General features: G+C 44.8%; 23 protein-coding genes. 6 read left to right on the top strand and 17 right to left on the bottom strand.

Annotation, left to right across the window (positions count from 1 at the left end):
* The first annotated feature begins 247 nt into the window (after positions 1-247).
* From CLIN57ABFB40_RS11175 to CLIN57ABFB40_RS11185, 3 genes are all read left to right on the top strand, one after another.
* A complete protein-coding gene (locus tag CLIN57ABFB40_RS11175) occupies positions 248-688 on the top strand; it encodes a DUF6078 family protein (protein ID WP_175630111.1) in 441 nt (146 codons plus the stop codon).
* A 396-nt stretch (positions 689-1084) separates the two neighbouring features.
* Complete coding sequence (locus CLIN57ABFB40_RS11180; protein ID WP_175630112.1) at positions 1085-3925, top strand: beta-glucosidase; 2841 nt, start codon at positions 1085-1087, stop codon at positions 3923-3925.
* A gap of 23 nt (positions 3926-3948) precedes the next feature.
* Positions 3949-5100, top strand: a complete 1152-nt coding sequence (locus CLIN57ABFB40_RS11185; protein ID WP_175630113.1) for a lactonase family protein — start codon at positions 3949-3951, stop codon at positions 5098-5100.
* A 399-nt stretch (positions 5101-5499) separates the two neighbouring features.
* Here CLIN57ABFB40_RS11185 and CLIN57ABFB40_RS11190 read toward each other — a convergent pair whose 3' ends face one another.
* The 6 genes from CLIN57ABFB40_RS11190 to hpt form a co-directional block, all read right to left on the bottom strand.
* Positions 5500-7725 carry a beta-N-acetylglucosaminidase gene (locus CLIN57ABFB40_RS11190; RefSeq protein ID WP_175630114.1) on the bottom strand — a complete coding sequence of 742 codons (2226 nt, stop codon included), beginning with the start codon at positions 7723-7725 and terminating at the stop codon, positions 5500-5502.
* Between the two features lie 40 nt (positions 7726-7765).
* Positions 7766-8431 (bottom strand): B3/4 domain-containing protein, encoded by a 666-nt coding sequence (locus tag CLIN57ABFB40_RS11195; protein WP_175630115.1) that lies wholly within the window; start codon positions 8429-8431, stop codon positions 7766-7768.
* Positions 8432-8487: 56 nt separating this feature from the next.
* Positions 8488-9300: a peptidoglycan editing factor PgeF gene (gene pgeF / locus CLIN57ABFB40_RS11200; RefSeq protein ID WP_175630116.1), complete on the bottom strand. Its 813-nt coding sequence runs from the start codon at positions 9298-9300 to the stop codon at positions 8488-8490.
* Entirely contained in the window at positions 9297-10463 is a 1167-nt protein-coding gene (gene obgE / locus CLIN57ABFB40_RS11205; RefSeq protein WP_175630117.1) for a GTPase ObgE, read from the bottom strand. Before obgE ends, pgeF begins: the two co-directional genes overlap by 4 nt.
* Positions 10464-10578: 115 nt before the next feature.
* A complete protein-coding gene (locus CLIN57ABFB40_RS11210; protein WP_175630118.1) occupies positions 10579-11148 on the bottom strand; it encodes an adenylate kinase in 570 nt (189 codons plus the stop codon).
* Positions 11149-11180: 32 nt separating this feature from the next.
* Positions 11181-11717 (bottom strand): hypoxanthine phosphoribosyltransferase, encoded by a 537-nt coding sequence (hpt, locus tag CLIN57ABFB40_RS11215; RefSeq protein WP_175630119.1) that lies wholly within the window; start codon positions 11715-11717, stop codon positions 11181-11183.
* Positions 11718-12155: 438 nt separating this feature from the next.
* On the opposite strand from hpt, the gene CLIN57ABFB40_RS11220 reads away from it, so the two are divergent.
* From CLIN57ABFB40_RS11220 to CLIN57ABFB40_RS11230, 3 genes are all read left to right on the top strand, one after another.
* Positions 12156-13667 (top strand): NAD(P)H-hydrate dehydratase, encoded by a 1512-nt coding sequence (locus tag CLIN57ABFB40_RS11220; protein WP_175630120.1) that lies wholly within the window; start codon positions 12156-12158, stop codon positions 13665-13667.
* A 73-nt stretch (positions 13668-13740) separates the two neighbouring features.
* Positions 13741-14808 carry a DUF4831 family protein gene (locus tag CLIN57ABFB40_RS11225; protein ID WP_175630121.1) on the top strand — a complete coding sequence of 356 codons (1068 nt, stop codon included), beginning with the start codon at positions 13741-13743 and terminating at the stop codon, positions 14806-14808.
* Between the two features lie 23 nt (positions 14809-14831).
* Complete coding sequence (locus CLIN57ABFB40_RS11230) at positions 14832-15116, top strand: hypothetical protein (RefSeq protein WP_175630122.1); 285 nt, start codon at positions 14832-14834, stop codon at positions 15114-15116.
* A 9-nt stretch (positions 15117-15125) separates the two neighbouring features.
* On the opposite strand, the gene CLIN57ABFB40_RS11235 is transcribed toward CLIN57ABFB40_RS11230, so the two are convergent.
* The 11 genes from CLIN57ABFB40_RS11235 to CLIN57ABFB40_RS11285 form a co-directional block, all read right to left on the bottom strand.
* Positions 15126-15476, bottom strand: coding sequence for a PqqD family protein (locus CLIN57ABFB40_RS11235; RefSeq protein WP_175630123.1), 351 nt, complete (start codon positions 15474-15476; stop codon positions 15126-15128).
* A gap of 7 nt (positions 15477-15483) precedes the next feature.
* Positions 15484-16872, bottom strand: a complete 1389-nt coding sequence (locus CLIN57ABFB40_RS11240; protein WP_175630124.1) for an MFS transporter — start codon at positions 16870-16872, stop codon at positions 15484-15486.
* Positions 16873-17130: 258 nt separating this feature from the next.
* Positions 17131-17526: a preprotein translocase subunit SecG gene (secG, locus tag CLIN57ABFB40_RS11245; protein ID WP_175630125.1), complete on the bottom strand. Its 396-nt coding sequence runs from the start codon at positions 17524-17526 to the stop codon at positions 17131-17133.
* Positions 17527-17532: 6 nt separating this feature from the next.
* Positions 17533-18291 carry a tetratricopeptide repeat protein gene (locus CLIN57ABFB40_RS11250; protein ID WP_175630126.1) on the bottom strand — a complete coding sequence of 253 codons (759 nt, stop codon included), beginning with the start codon at positions 18289-18291 and terminating at the stop codon, positions 17533-17535.
* Between the two features lie 5 nt (positions 18292-18296).
* On the bottom strand, positions 18297-18824 hold the full coding sequence (lptE, locus tag CLIN57ABFB40_RS11255) for an LptE family protein (RefSeq protein ID WP_175630127.1): 528 nt from the start codon (positions 18822-18824) through the stop codon (positions 18297-18299).
* Complete coding sequence (locus tag CLIN57ABFB40_RS11260; RefSeq protein ID WP_175630128.1) at positions 18811-20055, bottom strand: sigma-54 interaction domain-containing protein; 1245 nt, start codon at positions 20053-20055, stop codon at positions 18811-18813. Before CLIN57ABFB40_RS11260 ends, lptE begins: the two co-directional genes overlap by 14 nt.
* Positions 20056-20064: 9 nt before the next feature.
* Complete coding sequence (pdxA, locus tag CLIN57ABFB40_RS11265; RefSeq protein ID WP_175630129.1) at positions 20065-21159, bottom strand: 4-hydroxythreonine-4-phosphate dehydrogenase PdxA; 1095 nt, start codon at positions 21157-21159, stop codon at positions 20065-20067.
* A 4-nt stretch (positions 21160-21163) separates the two neighbouring features.
* Positions 21164-22204, bottom strand: a complete 1041-nt coding sequence (locus tag CLIN57ABFB40_RS11270; RefSeq protein WP_175630130.1) for a DUF4837 family protein — start codon at positions 22202-22204, stop codon at positions 21164-21166.
* Between the two features lie 18 nt (positions 22205-22222).
* Positions 22223-23257: a 23S rRNA (adenine(2503)-C(2))-methyltransferase RlmN gene (rlmN, locus tag CLIN57ABFB40_RS11275; RefSeq protein WP_175630131.1), complete on the bottom strand. Its 1035-nt coding sequence runs from the start codon at positions 23255-23257 to the stop codon at positions 22223-22225.
* 142 nt (positions 23258-23399) lie between these two features.
* On the bottom strand, positions 23400-25541 hold the full coding sequence (locus CLIN57ABFB40_RS11280) for a peptidylprolyl isomerase (RefSeq protein ID WP_175630132.1): 2142 nt from the start codon (positions 25539-25541) through the stop codon (positions 23400-23402).
* Positions 25542-25660: 119 nt separating this feature from the next.
* Positions 25661-26917, bottom strand: a complete 1257-nt coding sequence (locus CLIN57ABFB40_RS11285) for a hemolysin family protein (protein WP_175630133.1) — start codon at positions 26915-26917, stop codon at positions 25661-25663.
* Positions 26918-26938: the final 21 nt, after the last annotated feature.

The following is a 26938-nucleotide window of genomic DNA, read 5'->3' on the forward strand; positions in this document are numbered from 1 at the left end:
CATTCGTACAGAATAGCAATTGTTCAGAACGCTTTCTGAGGTTGCAAAGATACTAAATATTTTGAATTGGCGAAAAGTCATTAACCAATATTACAAATTCTATATTCCTATAGAAAATAGCTCCGCAGGAAGGAAATTTGAATCCAATAACATAAAAGAAAAAGAAAATCAGACTCTTTCTTGCTCGTTTCCGGCATAGTTTAGTACCTTTGCCGACAATAAATAACCAATCAACATCCATAAAATAATGACTTCTCATTTCGACTTCTCCGAAGTCCCCTACTCCTTCGGCCTATGCGCCGCCGAAAACTGCCCGAAAGCCTCAACCTGCCTGCGCCGGATTGCCATGCAGTATGCTCCCGTCAACAGAATTTTCCTGCCGACGATGAACCCTAACCGGATAATAGCCGGAAAAGGTAAATGTGATTATTATTGTTCGAACGAGAAAACCCGCTTTGCACTAGGCTTTACACGTACGGCAAACGCACTCACCGTGCGAATGGCAAGTACGTTCCGCTACCGGATGATTAGCTACTTCGGACGCAAGAACTACTACTTAAAACGCCGGGGAGCACTGAAAATCACTCCTGCCGAACAGGTACATGTCATAAACGTTGCTAAAGAACTGGGGGTAGTACTGAATGACTACTTCGACGGTTATGTAGAAGAATACAACTGGAACGCTTAGTCGTTCCTGCCATGTCTTCGGAAGAAATTTCCGTTTCTACAGAGAACACTGTTATATCCTTTAGAACTATGGTGGTTTCCCTATAAGGAAACGCTCGTTTCCTCGTAGAGATACGGGTGTATCCCCGTAGGGAAACCATCGTGACCCCGTAGGGAAACGAGCGTGTCCAATAAGGGAAACAACAAGGAAACTGTAACACTCTAACAAACAACTATATATCTTTATCACGCTTTGCCTTGTTCCATGTATTCTTTAAATCTTAAGTTATACAACTTTAAATAGAATCACCGATATTTCGGAATAACTACACTAAAAAATACAAGACGATATTATCAAAATCCTATATCAAAACACTATCTTTACGGGGCAATTTTATTCTTAACACAAAAAGATATCATGAAGAAACTTCTACTTACCGGCTTATTTCTAGGAAGTTGTGCATTCCTCCCGGCACAGAAAACGACTAGAATACCTGATGTTTATAAACCCGTCCGTACGGAAATGTACAAGAAAGGGTGGATAGACTTCAATAAGAATGGTGTTAAAGACACTTACGAAGACCCGGCAGCACCTATCGATGCACGCATAGAAGATTTGCTCAGCCAAATGACACTGGAAGAGAAAACATGCCAAATGGTGACTCTTTACGGATACAAACGGGTCTTGAAAGATGATTTGCCTACTCCCGAATGGAAAAACCAGCTTTGGAAAGACGGTATCGGAGCTATTGACGAGCATCTGAACGGTTTCCAGCAATGGGGACTTCCACCGTCGGACAACGAATATGTATGGCCGGCTTCCAAACATGCCTGGGCGCTGAATGAAGTGCAACGTTTCTTCATTGAAGAAACACGGCTCGGAATTCCTACGGACTTTACCAACGAGGGGATTCGCGGAGTGGAGAGTTATAAAGCTACCAATTTCCCTACCCAACTGGGCTTGGGGCATACGTGGAACCGACAACTTATTCACCAGGTAGGACTGATTACCGGACGTGAAGCTCGCATGCTGGGATATACCAATGTATATGCCCCGATACTCGATGTAGGACGCGACCAGCGGTGGGGACGCTATGAAGAAGTGTATGGGGAATCTCCTTATCTGGTTGCGGAATTAGGAATAGAAATGGTGAAAGGTATGCAGCACAATCACCAGGTAGCAGCTACCGGAAAACACTTTATCGCTTATAGCAACAATAAAGGCGCACGCGAAGGAATGGCTCGTGTAGACCCGCAGATGTCACCACGCGAAGTGGAGATGCTCCATGCCTATCCTTTTAAAAGAGTTATCCGTGAAGCGGGATTGCTCGGTGTGATGAGTTCTTATAACGACTATGACGGCTTTCCAATCCAGAGCAGCTATTACTGGCTGACTACCCGCTTGCGTGGTGAAATGGGATTCCGTGGATATGTGGTTTCGGACAGTGATGCCGTAGAATATCTTTATACCAAACACGGGACTGCCAAAGATATGAAAGAAGCCGTTCGCCAAAGTGTGGAAGCCGGACTGAATGTACGTTGTACGTTCCGCTCTCCGGATTCGTATGTATTGCCGTTGAGGGAGTTGGTGAAAGAAGGCGGATTGAGCGAAGAAATTATCAATGACCGTGTACGTGATATTCTGAGAGTGAAGTTCCTTGTCGGCTTATTCGATAATCCTTATCAGACTGATTTGAAAGGAGCGGATGAAGAAGTAGAAAAGAAAGAAAACGAGGAAGTCGCTTTGCAAGCCTCCCGCGAATCTATCGTACTCTTGAAAAATGATAAGAATGTGCTGCCGCTGGATGCCTCAAGTATCCGAAAGATAGCAGTCTGCGGACCGAATGCGAATGAACGTTCGTATGCGCTGACTCATTACGGTCCTTTGGCAGTAGAAGTAACTTCTGTCCTAAAAGGTATTCAAGAAAAGATGAAAAGCAAAGCGGATGTACTTTATACGAAAGGCTGCGACCTGGTAGATGCCAACTGGCCGGAATCCGAATTGATTGACTATCCTCTGACGGATGAAGAGCAAAAAGAAATAGATAAAGCTGTCAGTCAGGCAAAACAAGCAGATGTAGCTGTCGTAGTGTTAGGTGGTGGACAGCGTACGTGCGGGGAAAACAAATCCCGCAGCAGTCTCGACCTGCCCGGCCGCCAACTTGATTTACTAAAAGCGGTAGTGGCTACCGGCAAGCCTGTCGTACTGGTTCTTATCAACGGACGTCCATTATCTATCAATTGGGCAGACAAGTTTGTCCCAGCTATTCTTGAAGCATGGTATCCGGGGTCTAAAGGTGGGATAGCAGTAGCAGATGTACTCTTTGGAGATTATAATCCCGGTGGTAAACTGACTGTAACTTTCCCAAAAACCGTAGGTCAAATACCCTTCAACTTCCCTTGCAAACCCTCTTCCCAGATTGACGGCGGCAAGAATCCGGGAGCGGACGGCAATATGTCTCGCGCCAACGGTGCATTATATCCTTTCGGATACGGGTTAAGTTATACCACTTTCGAATATTCCGACTTGAAAATCTCTCCGGCCGTTATCACTCCCAACCAAAAGACTTATGTCTCTTGTAAAGTGACCAATACCGGAAAACGGGCAGGAGACGAAGTGATACAACTGTATGTGCGTGATGTACTGAGCAGCGTCACCACTTATGAGAAGAACCTCGCCGGATTTGAGCGGGTACACCTGAAACCGGGCGAGACAAAAGAAATCACTTTCCCCGTCGACCGCAAGGCACTGGAGTTATTGAATGCTGACATGCATTGGGTAGTAGAACCGGGGGATTTCACATTCATGCTAGGAGCCTCTTCTACGGATATTCGCCTGAACGGAACGCTGACTGTTGTTGAACCGGGGCAAACACCTGCCGCAAACACTACCAAAGACAGCAGCCCTGTCAGCGCCAGCACCAACGCAGAAACAGCAGATAATGTAATTGATAATAATTTAACTACGTCCTGGGAAGGTAATAAAGGAGATTACATTACCTTTGCCTTGCAGAACGGAGCCAAAATAGACGGAGTATCCATTGCCTTCTCCCGCGAGAACGGACTGGAGACAGACTTTGAGATACAACTATCCAGTGGCGGCGGACAATTCCTCACTGTATATTCCGGCACTGTGAAAGAGTATAACAAACTATTGGACTTCCGCTTCAAAGGAACTACCGCCAGCGATTTACGCATTGTATTAGGCAGTGACCGGGTGGAAGTAGCAGAGGTAAAACTGCCACAATTAAAAAAGTAATAATCAATACCAAAACAATCCATATGATAAAATTTATCGCCACTATCTGTATAATCAGTATGACCACCATCAGTTGCACATCAAAAAAGACTGCCCGGACTGAAAGTTCCGAACCAGTGAATCAAGAGTTAACAATGCTCGTAGGTACATATACCGCAGGAGACAGTAAAGGAATTTACAGCTTCCGTTTCGATGAAGAAACGGGGACAGCCACTGCACTCAGTGAAGCAGAAGTAGAAAATCCCTCTTATCTCGTATCTTCTGCCGACGGGAAGTTTGTGTATGCAGTCAGTGAGTTCAATAATGAACAGGCTGCCGCCAACGCATTTGCCTTCGATAAGGAAAAAGGGACTTTCAAATTGCTGAACTCACAGAAAACCGGTGGCGAAGACCCTTGCTATATCATCACGAATGGAAAGAATGTGATAACCGCCAATTATAGTGGCGGCAGCATCTCCGTTTTTCCCATTGCAAAAGATGGTTCACTCCTGCCCGCTTCCGATATTATAAAATTCGAAGGTTCGGGAGCCGACAAAGAACGGCAGGAAAAGTCACACTTGCATTGTGTCCGTATTACTCCGGACGGTAAATACCTGTTTGCCGATAATTTAGGGACAGACCAGATACATAAGTTTATCATTAATCCGGACGCAAATGCAGAGAACAAAGAACGTTTTCTCAAAGAGAGTTCTCCTGCCGCTTTCAAAGTGGAAGCCGGTTCAGGCCCCCGACACCTGACATTTGCCCCGAATGGTGACTATGCTTATCTGATAAACGAACTTTCGGGCACGGTAATCGCTTTTGAATATAAGGATGGAAACTTGGAAGAGATTCAGACAGTAGCCGCCGATACAGTCGGAGCAAAAGGAAGCGGTGATATTCATATCAGCCCGGACGGTAAGTTTTTATATGCCAGTAACCGGTTGAAGGCGGACGGTATCGCTATCTTCCGTATCGACTCCGAAAACGGGAAGTTAACGAAAACTGGTTATCAACTGACAGGGATTCACCCGCGTAACTTCATCATTACGCCCAATGGAAAATATCTACTAGTGGCTTGCAGGGATAGTAATGTGATTCAGGTGTATGAAAGGGATGCAGATACGGGATTACTATCGGATATACACAAAGATATAAAAGTAGACAAACCTGTTTGTCTAAAATTTGTGCCGTAACAAGAAGGTCAACTCCTGATAGGGAGAGTTATATTTCAAGTCAACCCATAAAAAAATAGACAACAACAAGTCAACCATTATCAGGGAAGTACACTTATGACATCACTGACGAAAAAGTCAGTCACAGCCTATTCTGACTAAGGATTATCCTCACCCCAGTGGGAAAGTTTTTTCGTTGCAATGAGAAAAAGTGAGGCTATCTAAAAAGTCGTCAGTCACTCTAACTCCCGTCCTTCGGGAAGGTTGCTCCCCCGTTATCGGGGGAGAGCAACCTTCCTGAAGGAGGAGAATGGAAATAGAACCGACTTTTTAGACAGCCTCTATTTGAGAAACTTTTTAATACTGTTTCACTTGAGTGTCGCCACGGGAATACCGCAAGCCGAAGAAATGGTAATTATTTTATTTCCCCTTTTCTATCGTCAGCACGAACTGGCGCAGATACACTTCCTGTTCTTCATTGCCCGTATTTGTAAACCGGACAAACTTCACCGGAGCTTTCTGCAATCCCGCTATAAGCTTGCTGCCCTTTTGTACGAGGTCTATCGCCTTCCATTCTTTGCCGTCTACGGAGATTTCAAAACGTCCCCATGCAGACGGCTCTTTCTTTCCGAAGTCGATTTGTATACTCTCTGCCGGATAAGTATTATCCAGTTCTATTTCAACCATTTTCCCTGCTCCCCATTTCACCACTTCATTGGACGGTGAAATAAGCACCCGGTTCACTTTTATTTGCAACGGCAGATTCTTTATTTGCTCCACATCACTTATAAGCTTGTGCGGCATATAGTCTGTAATAGCATCCAGAGAAGTTCCGTTCTTTTGATTATAGCGTTCGACGGTAATTGCAAAGGTGCGGTCAATCAGTGGTTTTATCACCCTTGTAGCTGTCTTTACTCCCGGTTGGTAGGGGTTCTGATTGTATGTCTGGTCAATATCAAACATCTGTTGCTGCAAGGCTTTCACATGGTTATACTTCCGAAGGAAATAAGAATGAGAGAAGTCATCCCGGCTATTTACCATATTCAATACCTCTTTTCCCGTTTCAGCCAACAGTCTGAACTGATACAGCCAAGGGGTCATCTCTTGAATCAAGGGTTTATTTTCTGTATTAATCAGCAGGATATCAGCAGATTCCTTCATGCGTTCGAATGTATTCTGCAATGCTTCAAAGTCCGCCATTTCATACTTTCCATTCTCTATATAGTTTTTAAGGAAACGTTCGGCAGCAGGCTGAATGTCCTGTGATTCCTCACGACGGTACCGATGTCCGTTCACACCCAAATCGGAATTATGTATAGCGAAACATTCAAGTTCTTCCGCAGCATCCGGCAAGATAGTACGGATGGCATCTTTCCACGTCTGCCAGGTATCATACTTCGTAGGATTCCAAGCATAGCTTGCCACACTGTAAATAGCGATTTTAGATGCTTCGGCATGCTCCATCGGATTTGTGACAAAGCCGGACATTTGTCCGGAAATCGTAGTGTCATTGCCATAAACCGGACCGAGAAGCAGATGGTCGCGTACATAATCGGATACAGGGAAGTTCCACCAAATGTATGCAGGACGTTTAATGCGCTCGTTAATCCAGGAGATACCGTCACGGGTAATGTCGGAGACTACCCGGTCGCCCGTCCACATGATTTGGATAGAAGGGTTCAGTTTCCCTCCTAAGGTAGTCAGGTAGTTGCCTTTCGGGTTCGACCAGCTTTTATTGTACTCGGTGGGGCACATGATAAGCGGAGTCACGTCCGGTTTCGTCTGCACAAAATTCTCATCAATATAGTTCAGAAGTTCCGCCTGCTTCTGCGGATTGGTTCCTTCACCGGAAATATCGTCAAAGAAGACGGCGAATGAACGGACTCCGAGCTGGTACATCTTCTCGAACTTAGCCAGTAGTATATCACGGTCTTGCTGATTCCATTTAATATCCTGTCCCGGATGGATGGCCCATACAAAATCCACTTCATTGTTATTGGCTACCGTTACCAGTTCCTGCAACTGCGCGGCTTCCTTCTCTGGATAAGGCAAACGCCAATTAGGGGCGCTGTGATACGGGTCGTCTTTCGGACCGTATATATAGGTATTCATTTTGTTCTTGCCATAGAACTTCAGTTGGCTGAGACGTGCCTGATGGCTCCAGGGAGTTCCATAAAATCCTTCCACTACCCCACGATAACGGACAGAAGGATAATCCTTAATTTCCACTTCCGGCAATTTTCCATCTTTCAGCAGTTGCGCAAAAGTCTGTAAAGCATAATAGGTGCCCCGTTCGTCACTTCCAGCCAGGACGATTTCCTTGTCGGTCACTGACAGGTAGTAAGCTTCATCGCGATTAGGAATCAGGCGGCTATACTTCCGCACACTCTTGTCTCCTTTCTCACCGATATAGACACGGAGTCCTTGTTTCGTACTTTGCTTTCCCGGAAGCAGTTCTTTAAGGAGTTCCATAGCATGAGGATTTGCTTCTTTTTCACCTTCCAGTTGATAGATGGCAGGCAGAACGATGGTCTTATCACGGGTAATAAGCTCTTGGGGAGCAGGTTGTAAGCTAATATTCTGCGAGAATGCAGTCAAGGCAGACAGGAGACAGGCTCCCAAAAAGTAAATTTTGTTGTTCTTCATAAGTAGTAATATAGAGGTTAGTTATTAGAGGGAGAAATAGTTATTCGAAGAATAAAAGTTCACCGCCGTCCGATTCCGCATAGTCCCTTAATAAAGACTGAATCATTTCAGCAGCTTCTTTCAAACCTTCTTTTCCATTGTAACCGTTGACAATAGCAAGGATATGAGTGGTACCCACGTCCATCTTTGTACGCTCATGGTCGCTTGTAGGTGTTCCGATTCCGCCAAAAGAATCACGATATACGGGCAGCCCTTCGATATTCAACACTCCGCGTCCGATTCCTTCGAACGGTTCTTCCGCCTTTCCGATGCCGAGTTCGAGATGCGTGCCTTGTATCTTATCGGCATCGAAACCACCGATAGAGTGTCCCGTGCGGAGAGAAACAAGATTGATTAGGTCTACCAACGTATCAATCTGATATAAAGGAATCCCGCGCATCAGGCGACGACGCAAAGCTTCTGCCGACGGACGGTAACGTCCGGGGTCTTTTCCGCAACGCTTGTACGCTTCGCGGGTGGCTGCAATTACCGGTTGACGTTTAATGTCTTCCATTTGCGTAGTGGAAGTCAGCTGTTCGGTGAATGCATTGATTTCCTGCCAAAGACCTTCGCAATAAGCAGTGTTCTTCACTGCGGCATATACGGCTGCCCCAGCAAAAACCGGACACGCATCCTTTATTTCCTGAGATACTTTTATTTCAAACATAACTTTATCATAAACCAATTATCAGCGTAAAAAAACAACGTTACAGACGCCGAATCTTACTTTCTTATCATTATTCCCGACAAGATACGGCCGGAATCAATACCCAGCCTGCGTGCCGAAAAGAATTCATCATGATGAATATAGGTGCAGATACCGGCTACTTCAATCTGTTCCGCAGGCACTCCCGCATCAAGCAGTTCAATCCGGTTGGCCTCCCACAGATCTATATGATATTTACCCGTTTCCTTCTTTTTAATAGAGATGGCGGACATGTCAAAGCCGCTTTCCTTAAAAGCTTCATAAACCTCATTACCCACTTCAAAGGATTCAAGCGAGATGCTCGGACCGATACAGGCTACCACATCTTCACCTTGAGTTCCGAAACCCTGGTTCATCTGGTCCATAACATTGGTAACGATATGCTTCACCGTTCCTTTCCATCCTGCATGGACGGCAGCCACTACATGTTGTTTTTTGTCGTACAGCAACACAGGCACACAATCCGCAGTCGTGACGCAGACACAATATCCCGGCACATTGGTAATCAATGCGTCTACTCCCCGCAGAAGGCTCCGTCTTATTTCCAACGAGTCTTCAAAAAAAGATTCATTGATTATCAGACTAGCGCAACCATGCATCTGCTCCGGAATAAATAGTTCCTTAATCTGATGATTCATGATTTGAAACAACCAGCTTTGGTTGCGATAGACATTCATGCATGAGTCATTGGTATAAGGCGAGCAGTTGAATGAGGCATAAGCTCCCGTACTGACACCTTCGTGACGAGTAGTAACGAAATGAGCTACTTCGGGATATACATCCAACGATTTATATCCCTTCAACTCATTATGTTTCGTAAGTGTAATCATTTATCTTCCCAATCTTCTTCTTCGTATTCATAATCGAAGTCATCGTCCTCATCGTCAACATCTTCGTCATATTCATAGTCGATGTCTTCATCTTCGCCCATGTCCTTGAGTTCCTGTTGCAGACGGGTCACGTCCTTCGGACGGTGAACGATTGCTTCTATCTTGTTGCTTTCCTTGTTCAGTTCTTCCCAAAGAATGTCCTTCAATACGGAGATTCCCAAACCGGAAACAGAAGATATGAATACGTGTGGTATGCCTTCGGGCAGTGTAGGTTCAATCTCGTCCATCAATTCCTGGTCGAGCATATCGCTCTTGGTGATAGCCAGCACACGTTGTTTGTCCAGCATTTCAGGATTGAAGGTACGCAGTTCGTTCAGCAGGATATCGTATTCCTTACGAATATCGTCGCTGTCTGCCGGAACCATAAACAGCAGTAATGAGTTACGTTCGATATGACGCAGAAAACGCAGTCCCAAGCCTTTGCCCTGACTGGCTCCCTCGATAATTCCCGGAATATCCGCCATTACGAAAGATTTTCCACCGTGATAGGAAACGATACCCAGATTCGGTTCGAGCGTAGTAAACGGATAATCGGCAATTTTGGGCTTTGCCGCCGAAATGGAAGAAAGCAATGTAGACTTTCCCGCATTGGGGAAACCTACCAAACCGACATCGGCAAGCAGCTTCAACTCCATGATAACGGTCATTTCCTGCATCGGTTCTCCCGGCTGCGCGAAACGCGGAGCCTGACGGGTTGCCGTCTTGAAATGCCAGTTGCCCTGACCACCGCGACCGCCTTTGAGCAGAATCACTTCCTGTCCGTCTTCGGTCACGTCACAAAGATACTCTCCGGTTTCGGCATTGTAAACCACCGTTCCGCAGGGCACTTCTATTATTTTATCCGCGCCGTCTTTTCCGAAGCTACGCCCCTTGCTTCCCGATTCGCCATGACCAGCCATTGCATGACGGTCATACTTCAGATGAAGCAATGTCCAATAATTACGGTTACCGCGCAGGATGATATGACCTCCTCTTCCGCCATCGCCCCCATCGGGACCTCCGTTAGGACAATATTTCTCGCGCCTCATGTGCGTAGAGCCTCTTCCGCCCTTACCCGAGCGACAGTATATCTTTACGTAATCAACAAAATTCGATTCAGCCACGTTATTAGTGATTAGTTGGTTAGTGATTAATATAGTTGAAAGTGATTAGTGACTAGTAATTAAAAAACATGCACTGCATTCTGTTAATCACTAATCACTAAACGCTAATCGTTTATCAAATCTTGTCTACTGCTTCGCAGATTTCTGCAAAGATACCTTCCATAGTACCCAGACCGTTGATATGTTGGTACTTTTTCTCGTTCTTGTACCAGTCAATCAGCGGTGCAGTCTGTGAATGATATACATGCAGACGCTTTTTGATAGTCTCTTCGTTGTCGTCCGCACGACCGGAGTCTTTGCCACGTTTGATAAGACGTACCATCAGTTCTTCTTCGGGAACATCGAGGTCTACCATAACCGAAACATCCTGTCCTCTTTCAGCCAACATTTTCTTTAATGCTTCCGCCTGTGCAATTGTTCTCGGGAAACCGTCGAAAATCACACCTTTGCTATCTTTGAAGCTATCGAATACGCTTGCCAGAATATCAATCATCAATTCGTCAGGAATCAATTGTCCTTGGTCAATGTAGCCTTTAGCTGTTTTACCCAACTCTGTGCCGTTCTTGATTTCAGCACGCAATACATCTCCCGTAGAGATGTGGTTGATTCCATACTTTTCTACAATACGTTCGCTCTGTGTTCCTTTTCCAGAACCCGGAGCACCGAAAATTACAATGTTCAACATCTTTTTACCTAAAAATTAATTTGTATTTGAATTTAATCTACCACTGTATAAATGTCGGGATAATTACGCCCGAAGCCGTCATAGTCGAGTCCGTAACCTACGATGAAGTCATTCGGAATTTCCATCGCCACGTATTCGATGTTGAGGTCTACTTTCAGCTTTTCTGGTTTCACCAGCAGGGAAGCGATATGAATTGATTCGGGATTGCGCGTGCCCAATGTATCCAACAGGCGTTGCATCGTCAGTCCCGTATCCACAATATCCTCTACAATGACCACCGTACGTCCGGTGATGTCCTCATTCAGACCGATAACCTCTTTTATCACTCCAGTGGAAGTCACCCCCTGATAAGAAGCCAGTTTCACGAATGAGATTTCGCAAGGGATTGTGATATGCTTCAATAAATCAGCAGTAAACATGAACGAACCGTTCAACACACTAAGGAAAAGCGGATTCTTACCTGCCAAGTCGCGGTTAATTTCGTTCGCTACGCGAATCACTTCTTTCTGAATATCTTGTTCCTTAATAGAAACGGTAAATAGCTTGTCTTTTATCTGAATGGTATCCATAACCGGTAATTTTAAAAAAGTTGTCGCAAAAATACAATTTTTATTCCACTCCGTGCATCATCTTCTGTAATTTCTTCGAAAAAAGGAACAGAATCAGCGAAGCAATGCCAGACATAATTACGAATAACATAAAGAAATCGTACATCGTGGCAATCTGATAATTAGTTCGGATTCGTCATTTAGTAATATGAGAATGATAACGTTTTGTTTACACTTACTATACAGACTCTAAATTCATCCTTTTCATAGATTTAACTCATCCAACACAGAAATGACCAATTTTCAAGTTGGCTAATTTATCAATAGATAAATAATAACTTATCCAGCAATATCCCACCCCCTATCCAACCGTGATTAACAAGTTTTCTTCCTATAACAAACGGGAAAAGTCAGAAGAATCATGTACATTTGTAGGTCGAAAACTAAAAGAACATTGTAATGAAAATATTTCCAAGCAGCAGTATCAAGAAATTGGACGCTTATACCATTGAGAACGAACCGATTGCGTCAATAGACCTGATGGAACGTGCAGCAACAGTACTAACCAAAGCCATTACAGACAGATGGGGTACGGAAACACCCGTCACTGTTTTTGCAGGGCCGGGGAATAACGGTGGAGACGCCCTTGCCGTAGCCCGCATGATGGCTGAAAAAGGATATAAGACAGAAGTATATCTCTTTAATACGAAAGGAAATCTTTCGCCCGACTGCCAAACGAACAAAGAACTGGTGGAAATGATGGAAGAAGTATCATTCCACGAAATCAGCACGCAGTTTGTCCCACCGGTTCTGACACCGGACCATCTAGTGATTGACGGATTATTCGGCTCAGGACTGAACAAACCGTTGAGCGGCGGATTTGCAGCCGTAGTGAAATACATCAATTCCTCTCCCGCCATGGTAGTAGCTATCGACATCCCTTCGGGACTGATGGGAGAAGAGAATACATTCAACGTCAAAAGCAATATTATCCGTGCGGACGTTACTTTCAGCCTACAACTACCGAAACTTGCTTTCCTCTTTGCAGAAAACACCGAGTTCGTAGGAGAATGGGAATTGCTGGATATCCAGTTGAGCGAAGAGGGAATCGAAGAGACGGAGACAAACTATGAAATGCTGGAGATTGAAGAAATCCGCTCGCTTATCAAGCCCCGCAAGCAATTTGCCCATAAAGGAAATTTCGGTCATGCACTGCTGATAGCCGGTTCGAAAGGGATGGCAGGTGCATCCGTATTGGCTGCCCGTGCTTGTCTGCGCTCCGGTGTAGGACTGCTCACCGTGCACGCTCCGATATGCAACAACGACATCCTGCAAACTTCCGCACCCGAAGCAATGGTAGAAACTGATGCCAGCGAAAACTATTTCGCCGTTCCTACCGACACTGACGATTACCAGGCAGTCGGCATCGGTCCGGGACTGGGACGGAACGAGGAAACGGAAGCTGCCCTTATCGAGCAACTCGAACATTGCCAAACTCCCGTTGTACTGGATGCTGACGCGCTGAACATCCTCGCCAACCACCGTCACACACTCACACATCTACCGAAAGGCTCTGTCCTCACTCCTCACCCAAAGGAATTGGAACGGCTGACTGGCAAATGCCAAGACTCTTACGAACGCCTGATGAAAGCCTGTGAACTGGCGCATGCCGCCCACGTCCATATTATCCTGAAAGGTGCGTACTCCGCCATCATCACTCCCGAAGGCAAATGTTTCTTCAACCCGACAGGCAATCCGGGAATGGCAACCGGTGGCAGCGGTGATGTGCTGACCGGAGTTATCCTGGCACTGCTGGCACAAGGCTACCCCACCGAGGAAGCTGCTAAAATAGGAACTTATATCCACGGATTAGCAGGAGATATAGCCCAAAAGAAACAAGGCATGATTGGATTGATAGCAAGTGATATTGTCACCTGCCTACCCACAGCCTGGCGACTTGTAAGCGAATAAAAGTTAAGAACTTACAGTTTTTTCAATAACTTCATTAACTTTGTTTTCAAAACCAGTTAAAAGAGAACCGAATATGAAAAAGTTGATTATAGCAGCGGGACTACTTATGGCAACTTCCGCTTACGCACAAACCGAAGTACTGACAGGTGTCACCCGTGGAAAGGACTATGGAGTGGTATACAGCCTTCCAAAAACCCAGATAGAACTTGAAATTAAAACCAACAAGGTCAACTATACTCCAGGGGAGTTCAGCAAATATGCCGACCGCTATCTGCGATTGAACAATGTATCCGCCGAGCCCGAAACATACTGGGAACTGACCAGCGTAAAAGTGAAATCGGTAGGAGTGCCGAACAGTGAGGCTACTTATTTCGTAAAACTGAAAGATAAAACAGTAGCCCCCCTGATGGAACTAACAGAGAGCGGGATAGTGAAATCTATCAACGTACCTTACCGCCAAAGCGGCTCCACGAAGAAGACTACCCCGGCCACTCCTGCTCTCCAGAAGAACGCAAATCCCCGCGACTTCCTGACCGAAGAAATTCTAATGGCAAGTTCTACCGCTAAGATGGCAGAACTGGTAGCCAAAGAAATCTACAATATCCGCGAAAGCAAGAATGCCTTATTACGCGGACAAGCAGACAATATGCCCTCGGATGGCGCGCAGCTTAAAATCATGCTCGACAACCTCAATCTACAGGAAGAGGCCATGACCAAAATGTTCTCCGGCATACAGGACAAGGAAGAAAAGACATTTACTGTCCGGCTTACGCCTGACAAGGAATTCAATAATGAAGTTGCTTTCCGTTTCTCTAAGAAACTGGGAGTGGTTGCCAACAATGACCTGGCAGGAACTCCATTCTATATCAGCCTGAAAGACTTAAAAACAGTCAAGATGCCACAAGAGGATGGAAAGAAGAAAAAGGACTTGGATGGGATTGCTTACAACGTCCCCGGACAAGCATTGGTTACACTAACCGACGGCAAGAGAAAGCTATACGAAGGCGAACTTCCTGTCACTCAATTCGGTATAATAGAATATCTGGCTCCGGTATTGTTCAACAAAAACTCTACTATCAAAGTATATTTTGACCCGAATACAGGCGGATTAATCAAAGTAGACAGAGAAGAAGGCAACTAAAAAACTTCTAAAAAGAAAAGAATATGGGCGGTGAAGGACATATGCTCGATATGATACGCCGATTAAGCGAAGGGCGGGAAGCTTCCCGCCTACGGCGCGAACGCACCAGCCAGAGGTTGAAGCAGATGACCCAAGCCGGTGAACATTTCTCACTGCCTGACACAACGCCGGAAGAAATGGAGCGCATTATTAAAGACTCCGAAAAGAAAAAAGAGAAAGACAGCAACTATTTCGTATGGGGAACGCTCATCATTATGGGCACACTGGTTGCAATTGCCGTAATACTTTGGGCTATATTCATTAAATAAAATTCCCATTTATACAATCGGCGTCATCAGCTTTACAAATCCATCTTTCTGCATCTGATAAAGATAAGCAGATATACGCGACTCGTAGCCCGTTTCATTCTGAAAATGGTCTGCGAGTTCTTCTATAATCTCACGAACCGTTCGTTTCCCGTCTATCAGTTCCCATACAGCCGTACCGTGTTCTTCCAAATGCACATGATGCTCTTTCGACATTCCTTTCGGCACAAGGAAGCGTTGCATCCACGAATACTTAAAACGAGGAAAGGAGAGCACAATAGTCTCCCCTTCCCGTTCTGCTGTAATATGTTCACTGCGGCAGGGAATAACCTCTAACAGGTTTATTTTCTCTTTGGCAGCCATCGTTTTATTACTTCTTAATATTTGCTTCTTCCAAGCCGTAGCCTTTCTTCTTGTTCTCTGCCTTCAGCAATAAAGCAACAATCAGCGCCAACACGCCAAAGAGAGCAAAAATACTCATCGGCAACGTATAGTCATAAGTCTGCGCACCGTCTACCACCGGACCTTTGCAATAAGAGTTCAATACCCATCCAATCAACAAAGGTACACCCATCAGTCCCCAGTTCTGTACCCAAAAAATCAAGGCATATGCCGTACCCAACTGTTTTTCCGGAATAATCTTCGGAACAGAAGGCCACATAGCCGAAGGCACCAGTGAGAAAGCAAAACCTAAGATAATCATAATGATAGTGGCAAACCACCATATGTTCAAAATAGGCAAAGCAAACATCGTATGTACGAAAATCAACATGACGGAACCAATTATCATCAGCGTAGCCCCCTTACCGATACGGTCATATAACGAACCGAACAACGGCGTCAATATAATGGCGCCAATCGGCAACAATCCGGGGATGGTTCCTGCCAGTGTCGGGTCAACGTTATATTTCTGCACCATCAAATCGGCAGCATACTTGATAAACGGGAAAACTGCCGAATAGAATAATACACACAACAAGGCAATCAACCAGAATCCTTTGTTTGTGATGATATATACAATATCTTTCATGCGGAACGGTTCTTCCGGTTCCAAACCCTCCGCATCCAAAGACGCATCCAATTTCTTATCATAGAAAGTATAAATGAAGAAGGCAATTGTACCTACACACAACATAATCAGGCAAAACAGAATCGGAGCAGGAATATTGGTGTGGAACGCACCGCTCTCGTCCGCATATCCGAAGAAGTCTGCCAAAGGCACTGTCATCACCATCGCCAAGGTTGTCCCAATACGTGCCGTAGCCATTTCAAGCCCCATAGCCAACGCCATTTCCTTGCCCTTGAACCACTTCACAATAATCTTGGAAACAGTGATACCTGCAATCTCCACGCCAACACCGAAAATTGCATATCCCAACGCAGCCAAAGTGACCTGCGTCTTGAATCCGAAAAGCATGGCGCCTTCCGGGAAGGTGGTAGAAATCGCATAGTATTTCAATCCGCAACCGAATACCATCAACATACATGCTCCCATTCCGGTGAAACGGACACCCATCTTATCCAGAATGATACCACCGAAAATCAGCATCAACAGGAATACATTAAACCATCCGTAAGCACTTGTGAAAAAACCATAATCAAGACTGTCCCATAATAATTCTTTCTCAAGCATGGGTTTTAGCGGAGACATTACGTCGGTGAGGAAATAGCCGCATAGCATAGTAAACGCGACCAATGCTAGAACACTCCAGCGTAATATTGCGGAGTCATTCAATTTCTGTTTAAATTGTTCTGTCATTGTTATATTTTAAGGTAATTAATAATATCATAACGGGCAACAAAGTTAATTAAATCTCCATTGTTTTCATCAAAATAAGATAGTTTTTATTATTATATTTAGGCACGGATTACACGGATTTCACGGTTTTAAGAAATTGATTAATCAAAAACCGTGTAATCCGTGTAATCCGTGCCTATATAAAGAATCATGAGAGAACGTTTCTTGCTCTCTCATGAAAAATGGTTTTACCCAAATATCTCTATAACCCGAAGCGAATTACTCAGCTGCAGGAGCAGGAGTTTCGGCAGCCGATGCCGGAGTTTCCGTAGCAGGTGCGTTAGTAGCAGGAGCTTCAGACTGAGGCGCAGCCGTACCTGCGGGTAAGTTATACGGGTTAGTTTGTTGTTCTTTCTGTGCTTGTTCCAACACTGCGTCTGTAGCAACGGCAGAACGAGGAACAACATAAGCGGTAGCAATGCTCATTACAACCATGAAAATAGCCAGACCCCATGTTGCTTTTTCCAGAAAATCTGTAGTCTTGCGTACGCCCATAATAGCGTTGGATGAAGAAAAACCGGAAGCAAGTCCGCCCCCTTTTGAGTTCTGAATCAGCACGATGAAGCACATCAACAGGGCTGCAATCACCATTAAGATAACGAATAATAAGTACATTTTTAGTTATTTTGAATTAGCGTTAATAATCAATTTCTCCAAAAATCTGATTTGGTCTGCAAAGTAAGCATTTTTTTTTGGATATTTCAAACTTAATTTTTTAATTATTTCAAGTGCTTTCGAATATCGTTGCTGTTTAACATAGATTTTAGCCAAAGTTTCTGTAAAACAGCTATCATCTGCCTCTTCTTCCGCACATGTTTCGTCCGAAGGAGTAACAGGTACTTCGATTTCTTCCCGCAGAGGTTTCATTGTACGGGGAGAGTCACTTTCGCTTTTTTCTATGAAGTTGTCAATCAGTTCAAACCCTTTTAGTTTAGGGGTTTCTTCTGCCGATGTATCCGTAGCGGAAGTCTCTTCGAGCAAGTAAGAAGTATAGTCCATCGAGTAGTCAAATCCGGTTTGGGCGGTTACTTCTTCGGGAGCCGTTGACAGGAAAGCATCAATCAATGCCAGTGTGCGGTCTACGGACGGCTCGTCTTTCAACACTTCCGTCAGTGCCACCCCTTTTTTCCGGGATTGAAGGTCAAAGCGGCTGCCTTCAATCAGTTGGAACAACTTCCGTCGGTCGGCTATGTAAAGAACGGCTTTCCGCAGTTCACCACCGAAATTAATATCATGCAGAATATACAGGTTTTTGAGATACAGCAAGCGAAGCGACTGAAAATACGGATATCTTGCAAGAAGATTGCGCAGTTCGTACAGAGTGTCCCTGTTCAGCGTTTCAGGATGCTGAATCCATTGTTGAAAATTAGCAGAAGTCATTTATATTACCAGTTTGCTACGGTTGCATTAAATATTTGTTCGGTTATCTCTTTAGACATTTCGGCAATTAACCCGTCCTGTACGGCTGTCAACAGTTGGCTGGAGTCGTAGACACGGAAAGCTGAGAATTGTTGTTCGAAGTCTTCGGCATGATTTGTGTTGTTGACAAAGCGTACATTGACTGTAATGGTCAGCTTCGTTTCCGAAGAGTAACCATCAGCGGATACTGCCTGATTGTACTGATTGTATCCAGTGATTTCTCCGTCAATCTGTAGGTCCGCATTCTGGTTCGGTTTCAATAACTGCAAACGGGTCTGGCGGATGAATATATCTTTCAAGTCTTCATTAAACTTCGTTGCCAACGGAGCATATACGTACTCCGACTTTATCGGAAAGTCGGCAATGGAAATCGTCTTCACCTTATCATAATTGATAGACGAACCGTTAAACTTATATGAAACAGTACATGCGATAACCACTACCGGCAAAACAACCAGCAACAAAGGGCGTATTATCTTCTTAATCCAAATCATATTCTTTTATTTTTCTATAAAGTGTACGCTCAGAAATATTCAAATCTTTAGCCGCACTCTTCCGTTTTCCGTGATGTCTCTCAAGCGCTTTGCGTATCATTTCTTTTTCTACTTCATCAAGTGACATCGGTGTTTCTTCGACATACTCCTCCGTATCCTGTATGTCATCGTCATCCCTGCAAACAGTGGGTTGAGGTGGCTGCACAGCATGAATAATGGCAGGCACGGAAGGTTGATGGGCTGCCGTCACCACCGGAGTGGTAACCATCGCTCCTACTTGGCTTACTTGTCCGGCACGTTCAGCCATCAGGTTGTGCACCATTTTCTTCAGTTCCGCCACCTCCTGACGCATATCGAACAGAACAGAATAAAGAATCTCCCGTTCACTCTCAAAGCCTTTGCTTTCACGCGTTCCCATCAATGCCGGAAGGCGTTGCATATTTTGCGTAGGAAGATAGGTCTGCAAGATAGCAGCGTTAATCTCCCTGTTCGTTTCGATAATAGAAATCTGTTCCGTGATATTCTTCAACTGGCGCACGTTGCCCGGCCACGAATAAGCCAGCAGTTCCTTTTTCGCGTCCTCCGTCAACTGAATAGCCGGCATCCGGTATTTCTCCGCAAAGTCCGCCGCAAATTTACGGAACAACAGGAGCACGTCTTCTCCACGCTCACGCAAAGGCGGTATCTGAATGGGCACGGTGTTCAACCGATAATACAAGTCTTCACGGAAACGTCCCTCTGAAATAGCCTGTACAAGATTGACATTGGTAGCCGCCACAATACGCACATCCGTCTTTTGTACCCTGGATGAACCTACTTTCAGAAACTCACCGCTCTCCAGGACACGAAGCAAACGCGCCTGGGTAGGCATCGGCAACTCCCCTACTTCATCGAGGAAAATAGTACCGCCGTCCGCTTCACCGAAATACCCTTTCCGTTCACCGATAGCACCGGTAAAAGCGCCTTTTTCATGGCCGAACAGTTCGGAATCAATCGTACCTTCGGGGATGGCCCCGCAGTTGACGGCAATATACTGCCCGTGCTTTCTCCGGCTGTATTGATGAATAATCTGTGGAAAACTCTCCTTTCCGACACCGCTTTCTCCTGTAATCAGCACAGACAAATCGGTAGGAGCTACCTGAATGGCAACATCGATGGCACGTGACAATGCTTCGGTATTACCAATAATACCGAAACGCTGTTTCACTTGTTGTATCTCCGCTCTTGTCATTACTTCTTTTTAATCTTCGTCTACTGTATCCAGTTTTAGTTTATCGCTATCATCCCGCTTCTCGTAATACTGCTTCCGCAACGGATTCGCACGGGCCACTTTCTCCCGCTGACGATTGCGGAACACGTCAATGGCAACATAGATTGCCTGACGGAAAGAATCTTCACTTGCCAGTCCCTGACCTGCAATATCATAAGCAGTGCCATGAGCCGGAGAAGTGCGTACTACCGGCAGACCTGCCGTATAGTTCACTCCATCGTCCATAGCCAATGCCTTGAACGGAGCCAGCCCCTGATCGTGGTACATAGCCAAGATACCGTCGAAATGCGTATAATTGCCCGAACCCATAAAGCCGTCGGCTGCATAAGGACCGTAGCAAAGAATTCCTTTTTCTTCCATTTCTTTCATTGCAGGAATAATCACTTCCTGTTCTTCCATCCCCAACAGCCCACCGTCGCCGGCATGAGGATTGAGAGACAGCACTGCAATGCGCGGTGCACCGATTCCGAAATCCTGTTTCAAGCAATGATGGAATATCATCAGCTTCTCCTGAATCAGTTCTTTGGTTATCGTAGTCGCAATCTCCCTGACAGGGATATGCGTCGTCACCAAAGCTACACGGAAATCATTCTTCATCAAGATCATCAATGACTTGTCGCCATTCCCCAGACGTTCTTCAATATACTCCGTATGTCCGGGGAATGAGAACTCTTCCGAATGAATCGTATGTTTATTGATAGGAGCCGTTACGATGACGTCAATCAAGCCTTCACGATAGTCTTCAATGGCACGTTCCAAAGCTCCCAATGCAGCTTTACCTGCTTCTGGGTCGGGTTTGGAAAATTCCACTTTCACTTCATCATCCGTACAGTTCAATACACTCAAACGATTGTATCCTGCTTCGGAAGCCGTATTGATGATACTGAAATTAGTCTGTATATCCAATGCTTTCCGATGATAAGCGGCCACTTTCGGTGAGCCGTAAATAATCGGAGTGCAAAGTTCCAACATGGTAGGGTCTGAAAATGTCTTTAAAATCACTTCATAGCCTACCCCGTTTATATCTCCCTGAGTAATGCCAATTCTTATTTTGCTATCTTCCATGTTTTTATTTATTAGTTTGTTCCGCCTCTTTGGTTACTCCGCCCAATGGAATCTGATTCTGCTGAACTTCATTAGGAAGTTTCAGTGTATAAAGAGATGCTTCCATTTGACGAACCAGGTTGCGTTTCATTTTATCCGGTGAATAAACAAATATTTCTGCTGTAATAATCCGTTGGTTCTTCTCGTCCAAGCGAGTGTGCGATACGTACGGACCACCCATGAAGTCGCCTTTCATGCGCCATAGTCCGCGCGCTTCGAGTGTGTAGCTGTTCTGTACGTTGATGGGACGGACATCTGTCAGCAAGCTGTCGGTCGCCATATAAACACCTTCCTTGAATCCGGGAATATTGGCCTGCATCACAGAATCGCGCTTGTGAACGAAATATTCTTTGGTAAATGTATCCTTGTCGGTATAAGGATAAGAGTACATTACGAAATTGCGGTCGGCAGTACCCGTATTGGTAGAAGCCCAGAAGAAGTCTTCACCGGTCTTGGAGTTGGTCAACTCAGCAGGCAACCAAATGTTACATCCAAACAAGCTATCTACTTTCTGTGAGATGAAATTGCTATGCTTTTCTTCAAGCAAAGTGATTTGACGATTCATTTCCGCACGGGTAAAAAAGTCTACAATCGTCTTTCTGTTCTCTTTCACAAACTTCTCGAACTCTTCTTCGTTCGGAGCCTGGATAGTCAGAATCATCTGCGGATTGGCATACACATCTTTCGCATATTTGAAAGAGGCTTTCGTATATATGTCCTGTATATCTACAATAATAATGTTACGTATCAGCTTCAACGTAGAATCATAATCTTTCGGCGAAGTGTACATAATACGGAAAGAAGGTTCCGATTGCGGCAAGCCGGGCATATCAGAATCCAGTGCATCATGCAAAGCCCTTCCGGCCGCACGATCCCAAACACCGTGATCTACTACTACCAAAAGCTCGTATGCACGTCCACTAGAAGTGTGGTTTCCTTTCAGACCACAAGAAGTAACTACAAAAGTCACTAAAGCGATGCTTAAATAAAAAAAGTACTTTTTCATGATGTTCGGTTTTATATGTTAACTTTTATTTTCCTCTTCCTGCTTCGCTGTCGACAACATGCCGCAGGCTGCAAAAATATCTTCTCCTCTTGAAGAACGGATAGTGGTGAAAAGCCCGTGTGATGTCAGATAATCACGGAAACGGGTCATCGTATCCATATCCGCGCCTTCGAGATTTACCCCCGGTATGGCATGGAAACGAATTAAGTTCACCCTGCAATCCAGTCCACGAAGAAGCTTCAACAGCTCTTTTGCATAGACTTGCGAATCATTAAGCCCCTTAAAAACAATATATTCAAATGAAAGTCGGCGCTGTTTGCTAAAATCATAGTTTTTTAACAGTTCCACCATTTCTGTGATAGAGAACGCCTTTTCCGCCGGCATCAGTTCAGAACGCTGAGTGGTCAGCGGAGAGTGCAGGCTGATGGCCAAGTGGCAATCGCTCTCTTCAATAAAACGTTGCAATCCTTTCCGTAGGCCGACCGTGGAAAGAGTGATGCGCTTCGGACTCCATGCATATCCGTAGGAAGCAGTCATTATCTCCAATGCTTTCAATACTTCATCGAGATTATCGAGCGGCTCTCCCATTCCCATCATCACTACGTTGGTCAGCTTGTCGCGTTCCGGCAATGAATGGATTTGATTGATAATTTGGTTGGCGGTCAGGTTAGCGGTATATCCCTGTTTTCCGGTCATACAGAATTTACAGTTCATCTTACAGCCTACCTGCGAAGAAACACACAGCGTTGCCCGGTCGTCATCGGGAATATAAACCGATTCGACAAAATGATTTTCGCCGACCCTGTACAAGTACTTCACCGTGCCGTCTACAGAACGCATTTCATCTACCGGAGCGGCTGCCCCTACCTCATAGTTCTGCTTGAGCAACTCCCGATGTTTCAATGACAAATTAGTCATTTCGTCAATCGAAGCCACCTTCTTTTCGTAAAGCCAGGATGCAATCTGCTTGGCGGCGAAACCGGGCATACCGAGTCTTTTCACCAGCGATTGAAGCTCCACAAGGTTCATTCCTAAAAGAGGATATTTAGACATTATTCTTTCCGTTCATGGTTTATATTTGCAAATGTAAGGAAATAAAGTCGATTTCCGTATAGCGATAATGTAAAAGTTAACAAAAAAGGTCGTTCCCGAAAGAGGAACGACCTTTTGCAGTTATCGTTTATACGATTTAATCTTAGAAGAACAAGAAGCGTGTATCTTTCACATTCGCTTTCAGATACAAGTCGTTCATCAGACGGCTGGCGAAACGAGCGTGCATATTAGCCAATGTAGCTTCTTCTGTTTTTGCATCGAAAGTTTCGTTCAGTTTGTCTTTGCCATATACTTGCAGAACAAATACTCCGGCGTTACCCTTAATAGGTGCGCTCAATTTGTTCACTTCAGATACGGAAGCATAAGCGCCTACCAGCGGTTCGCTGCTGCGCAATGCAGATACGTAAGCAGGAGCTGCGAATGTAACCATCTTCAAAGAGTCGCTTACAGCGTCGGTCATAGACTTATACTGGTCGAATGAAGTTGCGTTGGCAGCTTTCATGTCAGCCATAATCTTTTCCGCTTTCTTATCTTTAACGATTTCAGCTCTCAACAGTTCCTGTACGGCTTTCAGCGGACGGTATCCTTCCGGTTTGATGTTCACCAGACCTACTACGATCATGTGGTCGCTTTCGCCACATTCGTACAGACCGGAAACTTCACCCGGTTTAGCTTTATCAAAGACCCATCTCAATGCTTCTTTTGTGCCTCTCACACCACCAATACCGTGTTCTGAGCTGTTCAAGTCTACTCTGTCAAGCAGTCTGTATCCGGCTTCTTCAGCGCTGGCTACCATCTTCTCCACAGTAGGATTAGCAGCGATAAACTGGCTGAAATCGTTGTAAGCACGATTGTAAGTTTCCTTGCTGAACTCTACTTCACGCTTGATGACAGCTACTTTATATTTGTCTTTTACAGATTTCTTGTTAGTCACCTGAAGAATTACGTTTGCTTGTCCCATCGGTAAGTTCACCAGTTCATTCACACCTGTATTATTGATAGCAGAGATGAATTTCAGGTTGTCACCGTCGATTTGTGCACCTTCATACTGTGCGGCAGTCAACCAGTTAGTGTCACCTGTCTGACCGTATTTCTTAGCCAGGTCTGCGAAGTTAGCACCACCTTTGATAGCGTTGTAGATACTATCAGCCAATGTCTTTGTCTTCACTGCGTCTTCTGCATATACCTGAATCTGACGGAATTCGACAGAATCGGCAGCAGCAGCCTTGGCAACTATCTTGAAAGAGTTGATAGTATTGTCAGTGCCATTATAGTAAGGACCGTAAACAGTACCTACGGAAGCAGAATCCAAACGTGCCACTACATCTGACGGGAATGCTGTCTTGTTATAGAACAAGTCTACATAAGGAGCTTCGGAACCCACTGAACGAACGAAAGATGTATAATCGTCTGTCGTAGTAGCCAACTGTGCAGTTGCTTCGTCCACTTCCTTCTGGATAGCAGCTCTGTCTTCTGCACTGGCAGTCACCTGCACATCAATGTATTTGATGTCACGAGTTTCCTGATATTGCTTGAATTGCTCTTTCTTCTTGTTGTACAGTTCTTTCAGTTCCGATTCTTTCACTACGATAGTAGAGTCTACTACTGAAGAATAAGGAACGCCTGCCAACAGTACATTGTATTGATTTACTCTTGCGTCAAAAGCATCCTGTGCTTCTACCGGATTAGAAAGAAGAGCCTTAGACACCAATGCCTGATATTTTTCTGCCAGACGGCTTTGAATCAATGTCTTTTGGATGAACGACCAGTATTTATACATGTTGTTGTACTGTTCTGCATACTGTGCCGGCATCTGGGATTCACTCATTTTCGCATATTCAACGAGGAACTTGTTCAGCATATCTTTGTCGAAGTTTCCTGTTTGCGGATTCTGGAAAGGAGTCTGTCTCAGCAAAGGATGAACACCAGCTTTTAGGATATCCTGAATTTCAGCAGTAGAGATAGTCAGTCCCAACGCTTTAGCTTCTTTTTCAATCAGTTTATTGTTTACGTAGGAACGCCATACTTCATCGCGCACCTGGTTGGTTTGGTCGTCGTTCAAGGCGGTCACTCCACGCATGAGTTTCACCACTTCGGTATATTCTTCTACCAAATTCTGATACTCCTGAGCGGAAAGAGCGTCTCCGTTCACCTCACCTACGTCATGCACCTGATGCGGCTGCATTACCTTCCATGCGTCACCCGCAATGAAAGCAAACAGCGCCAAGCCGATAACAATCACCAATAGAGGTCCTTTCGACCTAATGTTTTGTAACGTTGCCATTTTGATTAATACGATTTATGTTTATTATTATTTCTTTCTTTTGTCGTTTTAGCGCACGAAGATACAAAAAATGCTAATATGCATCTATTTATTAGCCAAAAATTTCTTGAATATCGCTATTATTCCAAGACTTTCAAGCGCACAAGTTCTATTTTTGTCGCCGTAACCTTAATTATCTTGAACTGATAGCGTCCTACTTGTATGACTTCATGCAATTTCGGGAAACTCTGATATTGGTTCAGAATCAATCCCCCCACCGTCAGATATTCGTCCGACTCGGGCAAATCAAGCCCGAAAGTTTCATTGACCTTTTCTATTTCCAAACGGGCAGCCAACACATACTCGCGTTCCTCAATCTGCTTGCAGATATAAGAAGTATTGTCGTGTTCGTCTTCTATATCACCGAAAATTTCTTCTACCAAATCTTCCAGCGACACAATACCGGACGTCCCGCCGAATTCATCCACCACTACGGCAATCGTTTTCTTCTGTTGCATGAACAGCTTCATCAATTTATGAGCGGACATCGTCTCAGGAACAATCGGCACCTGCTTCACATTGTCGTGCCAGTCTTTCGGAGCACGGAACATTTCCGACGAATGGATATATCCGACCACATTGTCGATATTTCCATCATATACGACAATTTTGGATATGCCGGACTCAATAAAACGGCTCTTCAATTCGTCCAACGAAGTAGTCAGGTCAACAGCCACTACTTCCGTGCGCGGAACGATACAGTCACGGATTTTTATATTTGAGAAATCAAGCGCATTCTGAAAGATTTTCACTTCCGTGTCCAATTCCTCTTCATTCTCGGCATTGTCGATGCTACTCTGCACAAAGTAATCCAAGTCGACCTTTCCAAAAGCTATATCGGACGCATCCTTGTTCATTTTCATACCAAAAAGCCGAAGAAACAAACAGGACACACCGGATGCAAATTTAGAAACAGGATACAGAACGACATAACAAACAATCAGCGGAACTGCAAAAACATTCAATACCAGATTGGGATTGATCTTGAAGAGCGTTTTCGGCAGGAACTCTCCGGTCACCAATATAATCAAGGTAGAAATGACGGTCTGCGCCAACACCATCAGAAAGTGATTCTCTATGAATCCCGACAACAGGTTATCGCCGATTATCTGCGCCATCAGGATACCGTAGATAACCAGCGCGATATTGTTCCCCACCAACATGGTAGAGATAAATTCATTCGGATTCTTGAAAAAGATAGAAAGGATACGGGACGTTATTCCGCCCTTGCGTTCCATTTCAAAACGCAGTTTATCTACTGAGACAAAAGCGATCTCCATTCCCGAGAAGAAAGCGGAGAAGACCATAGTGATTATAAGAGAGATATAAATATTCATAAGTTTTGATTTACGATTAGA

It is taken from the genome of Bacteroides acidifaciens (assembly GCF_903181435.1).
In the GTDB taxonomy this organism is placed as follows: domain Bacteria; phylum Bacteroidota; class Bacteroidia; order Bacteroidales; family Bacteroidaceae; genus Bacteroides.

Excerpts from the sequence above, each read along its gene's own strand:
- CLIN57ABFB40_RS11175 (WP_175630111.1), top strand. The coding sequence starts at position 248 with ATGACTTCTCATTTCGACTTCTCCGAAGTCCCCTACTCCTTCGGCCTA.
- CLIN57ABFB40_RS11180 (WP_175630112.1), top strand. The coding sequence starts at position 1,085 with ATGAAGAAACTTCTACTTACCGGCTTATTTCTAGGAAGTTGTGCATTC.
- CLIN57ABFB40_RS11185 (WP_175630113.1), top strand. The coding sequence starts at position 3,949 with ATGATAAAATTTATCGCCACTATCTGTATAATCAGTATGACCACCATC.
- CLIN57ABFB40_RS11190 (WP_175630114.1), bottom strand. The coding sequence starts at position 7,725 with ATGAAGAACAACAAAATTTACTTTTTGGGAGCCTGTCTCCTGTCTGCC.
- CLIN57ABFB40_RS11195 (WP_175630115.1), bottom strand. The coding sequence starts at position 8,431 with ATGTTTGAAATAAAAGTATCTCAGGAAATAAAGGATGCGTGTCCGGTT.
- pgeF (WP_175630116.1), bottom strand. The coding sequence starts at position 9,300 with ATGATTACACTTACGAAACATAATGAGTTGAAGGGATATAAATCGTTG.
- CLIN57ABFB40_RS11210 (WP_175630118.1), bottom strand. The coding sequence starts at position 11,148 with ATGTTGAACATTGTAATTTTCGGTGCTCCGGGTTCTGGAAAAGGAACA.
- hpt (WP_175630119.1), bottom strand. The coding sequence starts at position 11,717 with ATGGATACCATTCAGATAAAAGACAAGCTATTTACCGTTTCTATTAAG.
- CLIN57ABFB40_RS11220 (WP_175630120.1), top strand. The coding sequence starts at position 12,156 with ATGAAAATATTTCCAAGCAGCAGTATCAAGAAATTGGACGCTTATACC.
- CLIN57ABFB40_RS11225 (WP_175630121.1), top strand. The coding sequence starts at position 13,741 with ATGAAAAAGTTGATTATAGCAGCGGGACTACTTATGGCAACTTCCGCT.
- CLIN57ABFB40_RS11230 (WP_175630122.1), top strand. The coding sequence starts at position 14,832 with ATGGGCGGTGAAGGACATATGCTCGATATGATACGCCGATTAAGCGAA.
- CLIN57ABFB40_RS11235 (WP_175630123.1), bottom strand. The coding sequence starts at position 15,476 with ATGGCTGCCAAAGAGAAAATAAACCTGTTAGAGGTTATTCCCTGCCGC.
- CLIN57ABFB40_RS11240 (WP_175630124.1), bottom strand. The coding sequence starts at position 16,872 with ATGACAGAACAATTTAAACAGAAATTGAATGACTCCGCAATATTACGC.
- secG (WP_175630125.1), bottom strand. The coding sequence starts at position 17,526 with ATGTACTTATTATTCGTTATCTTAATGGTGATTGCAGCCCTGTTGATG.
- CLIN57ABFB40_RS11250 (WP_175630126.1), bottom strand. The coding sequence starts at position 18,291 with ATGACTTCTGCTAATTTTCAACAATGGATTCAGCATCCTGAAACGCTG.
- lptE (WP_175630127.1), bottom strand. The coding sequence starts at position 18,824 with ATGATTTGGATTAAGAAGATAATACGCCCTTTGTTGCTGGTTGTTTTG.
- CLIN57ABFB40_RS11260 (WP_175630128.1), bottom strand. The coding sequence starts at position 20,055 with ATGACAAGAGCGGAGATACAACAAGTGAAACAGCGTTTCGGTATTATT.
- pdxA (WP_175630129.1), bottom strand. The coding sequence starts at position 21,159 with ATGGAAGATAGCAAAATAAGAATTGGCATTACTCAGGGAGATATAAAC.
- CLIN57ABFB40_RS11270 (WP_175630130.1), bottom strand. The coding sequence starts at position 22,204 with ATGAAAAAGTACTTTTTTTATTTAAGCATCGCTTTAGTGACTTTTGTA.
- rlmN (WP_175630131.1), bottom strand. The coding sequence starts at position 23,257 with ATGTCTAAATATCCTCTTTTAGGAATGAACCTTGTGGAGCTTCAATCG.
- CLIN57ABFB40_RS11280 (WP_175630132.1), bottom strand. The coding sequence starts at position 25,541 with ATGGCAACGTTACAAAACATTAGGTCGAAAGGACCTCTATTGGTGATT.
- CLIN57ABFB40_RS11285 (WP_175630133.1), bottom strand. The coding sequence starts at position 26,917 with ATGAATATTTATATCTCTCTTATAATCACTATGGTCTTCTCCGCTTTC.